General features: G+C 45.5%; 2 protein-coding genes. Both read left to right on the top strand.

What is annotated here, in order from left to right:
• Positions 1-362 precede the first annotated feature (362 nt).
• Entirely contained in the window at positions 363-3500 is a 3138-nt protein-coding gene (locus VN105_RS01230) for a TonB-dependent receptor (protein WP_325637119.1), read from the top strand.
• A 27-nt stretch (positions 3501-3527) separates the two neighbouring features.
• A partial coding sequence (locus tag VN105_RS01225; protein WP_325637117.1) for a RagB/SusD family nutrient uptake outer membrane protein occupies positions 3528-4106 on the top strand: 579 nt, incomplete at its 3' end.

Below are 4106 nucleotides of genomic sequence, written 5' to 3'. Positions count from 1 at the left end.
TACCAAAATTTGAACAACTATCGCAGCCGTTGCGACAAAACAAAATCATTCAACCCAAAAACGGCACTGATTTATAGACAGCATTTACGCTGTAGCAACTGCAGCAGCAATCACTTTACAGCGTGCCACTACCGGCACAGGCGGCCATTATTGCTACCTGGAGGGTTTTTACCGGGCATTTAGTACAACTGAATGCAGGTGATACTACCTGCATTTTCCTGATTCAATTCTATCTGGCCAAATATTATTTGCCGGATAGATACTGGACGCCCTTACTTGTACAATTCCGTATTTAAATGTTGCTGCCTGGTAATGTTTCCAAAAACAGGATACGATCAAATTAACCTAATAACATTTTAACTATGAAACACATTTCCACGGTGATTTTTAAGGCGCCGGCATTGCGCCAGAAAATCATTTATGCCACCTTTGCCCTATTCATGGGAATAGTATTGCCACTCCATGCAAAAAACCCGGTAATACCGGGCTACCGGCAGGCATCACTCATAGACGTACGTGGTAAGGTTTTGGAAGAGAATGGCGTTGGCGTACCTGGTGTAAGCATTAAAGTAAAAAATGTCGACAAGGCAACAACAACAGACGTCGACGGGAACTTTAGCATTAAAGGTGTTCCCGCTGATGCTGTGCTGATGGTTTCTTATATCGGCTATATTACACAGGAAGTAGGCGTTACGGCTACTGATATGCTGATTAAACTTGTTCCGCAAATTAAAAAAATAGATGAAGTAGTAGTGGTAGGTTATGGAACAACCAAAAAATCGGATCTGACCGGGGCAGTAGGTACTGTTAAAGCGGAAACCCTGCAGGAGCGTCCTTCCTCTTCATTAAATCAAAGTTTATCCGGCCGCGTATCCGGGGTGAATGTATCTTCCAACTCAGGAAGACCAGGTGGCAGAACCAACATCCGCATCCGAGGATCAAGCTCCCTGAGCGTTTCCAATAACCCCCTGTATGTAATTGATGGTGTGATATTAAATCCTGTTGATCTGAGGAATGGCAGTACGCCTATTGATTATCTTAACCCCAATGATATTGCTTCCATTGAAGTACTGAAAGATGCTTCTTCTACAGCCATCTATGGCGCCAGGGGAGCAAACGGGGTGATCCTTGTTACCACTAAAAGAGGTAATTCAGGCGGAGGAAAGGTCACTTACGACCCGGATTTCAGTATAGGTGTGCTGCCTAAAAAATTGGAACTGCTCAATGCAAAAGAGTTCCTGGCGGTGGAAGACCTGGCTTATGCAAATGCACAAAAATATGATCCTGTTGGATGGGCAACCGGAACGAAATACACCGACCCAAAAACCAAACGCACCAATCCAAAATTATTTGATGCACAGGGAAACCCTTTATACGATACAGATTGGCAGGATGAAACATTTCAAAAGGCCTTTACACAAAATCACCAGCTTGGCTTTACAGATGGCGACGAAAAAAGAAGTATGGGCGCCTTTCTGAACTATCGCAGCCAGGAAGGACTGGCACGCGGTTCCTGGCAGGATCGCTACGCAGGCCGGCTGGTATACGACAGCCAGATAAAGGACTGGTTAAAAGTGGGCGGCACCATGAGTTATACAGATCAGCGGGAAAAACAGGTAGACCAGCTTAACGGTGGCGGCATCACCATGATGCGCCAGGTGTTGGAAGCATTGCCTATTATTCCGGTAAAATATGCCGACGGAACCTGGGCCAGCAACAGGGACTACCCCGGAATGGAAGGTGGCGATAATCCACTGAGAGTAGCGGCCGACAGGATATCTATCCTGCATACCCAAACCCTCCTCGGCAATGTGTATGCAAATATCCACCTGGCGCCGGGACTGGAATTGAAATCCACTGTTGGTGTGAATATCATTAACCAGCGGGAAGATTATTTCGCCGCAAAAGGGATGCAATATATTTCAGACAATGGAAATGCGTCCGTTAATAACAACAGGTACAATTCCTGGCAGTTTGAAAACTATCTTACTTACAACAGGCAATTTGCAAAAGTACATTCCCTGAATGCTATGGCAGGTGTATCCTGGCAGCATATTGACCGTTTCGAAAACCAGGCAAGCACCGAAGGTTTCACCGACTCCTACTACAGGTATTATAATCTTGGTGCGGGTTCCAGCCCCCAGCCCCCTTCTTCTGTAGGAACAGCAAACGGGTTGAACTCTTACTTTGGCCGCGTTAACTATGGTTTCCGCAACAAATATTTAGTCACTTTCACCGGGCGTATGGATGGCTCTTCTAAATTCGGAAGTGATAACCAGTATGCTTTCTTTCCTTCTGCTGCCCTCGCCTGGCGGGTAACGGAAGAAGACTTCATGAAGAGCATTGCCGCTATATCCAATTTAAAAGTACGTGCCAGCTACGGAGCCACCGGCAACTCCGAAATCCCTGCCTACCGGGCGCTTGCGGGCCTGGGAAATTACAGCGTAATTTTTAACGGCGCACGTAACTCCGGTGTTGGTATTGACCGTATTGCCAATCCCGGTTTACAGTGGGAGAAAACAAAACAGGTGGACTTCGGGCTTGAACTCGGTTTATTCTCCAACAGGCTGAACCTGGAACTGGATCTGTACCGCAGAAAAGTGGATGGTATGCTGCTGGACGCGCCACTGCCCTATACCAGCGGACGCGATAAAATTTTCTCCAATGTAGGAAGTATGGAAAACAAGGGTGTTGAACTTGGCCTCAACTCCACCAACATTCAAACGGATCACTTCTCCTGGAGTACTACCTTCAACATCTCCATCAATAAAAACAAAGTACTTGCATTGGCCAATGGTGATATAGCCTCCGGCAACGGTATCATCAGGGTAGGTGAACCGGTTGGTTCTTTCTTCGGAAGAGTACATCTCGGCACCTGGGGCAGCAAGGAAGCAGAGGAAGCAAAGAAATACAATATGCTGCCCGGCGATGTAAAATATAAGGATATCAATAACGATGGCATCATAAACGATTTAGACAGGGTTATTATCGGGAGAGGCATACCAACCGGGTACGGTACCTTCCTGAATACCTTCCAGTATAAAGCATGGTCGCTGACAGTAGACCTCCAGTTTATGTATGGCAACGATGTACTGGACAGAAGTATACATTCTGCTGAAGACAGGCAGGGTATTGCCAATAGCTATAAAACCGTGCTCAATGCGTGGACGGAAACGAACCAGAACACCCCTATCGCACAAATACGCCCCATCAACGCGTATTACACCACTAATAACGACAGCCATAAAGTAACGGACGGTTCGTTTATCCGTGGCCGTAACCTGTTACTGGCATATGTATTTCCATCAACAACGGCTTCTTCTTTAAAGCTCAGTCGCCTGAGAGTATATGCCTCCGTGCAGAACTTTTTCTTAGTCACGAAATACAAAGGATATGACCCTGAAGTTTCCAACTCCAGTTCTCCTTTCGACCAGGGGCTGAATTTATACGATTACCCAAAGCCAAGAGTATTTATGCTGGGGCTTAACGTGGGATTATAACATAGTACCAACTTTAAATGAAAGATCATGAAAGCAACAATAATAAAATACGGATTGCTGGTATTAACAACCGGAACATTATTTATAACCGGTTGCCGGAAATTTTTAGATGAAACAGATCCCAGTAACTATACAGAGGATACTTATTTTACAAAACCCGAACACGCAAGAAGCTCTGTAAACGCTATCTATGCCAGTTTGCGGGAGCCGATGTCCGGTGATTTTAACGGTGGTCCCTGGACAATGACCGAATTTGCCACCGGGTTGGCCGCTACTGATCTCGGGCAGGCGGTTAACAGCTATTTTATAAAAGACCTGCACAATACAGCGGATAATGCTTATGGAGAAAATTACTGGAGAAACTATTATAAGGGCATCAGTAATGCTAATCTCTCCATCGCTAAAATACCAGGTATTTCCATGGATGCAGCAGAAGCCAAAAGCTTACTGGGTGAAGCTCATTTTTTACGTGCCTGGTATTATTTCAACCTGGTGCAAATGTTTGGTAACATTCCTTTGATTACCGAGCCTGTTGATTTGAAGTCCGATCAGCTAAGACCTATGCAGGCGGCTCCGGAAGATGTTTATAAATTAATTGTGGATGAT

The organism is Chitinophaga sp., assembly GCF_035564935.1.
GTDB lineage: Bacteria > Bacteroidota > Bacteroidia > Chitinophagales > Chitinophagaceae > Chitinophaga.
Note: the sequence above shows the minus strand (reverse complement) of the source record. Positions and strands in the feature narration are given on the sequence as shown.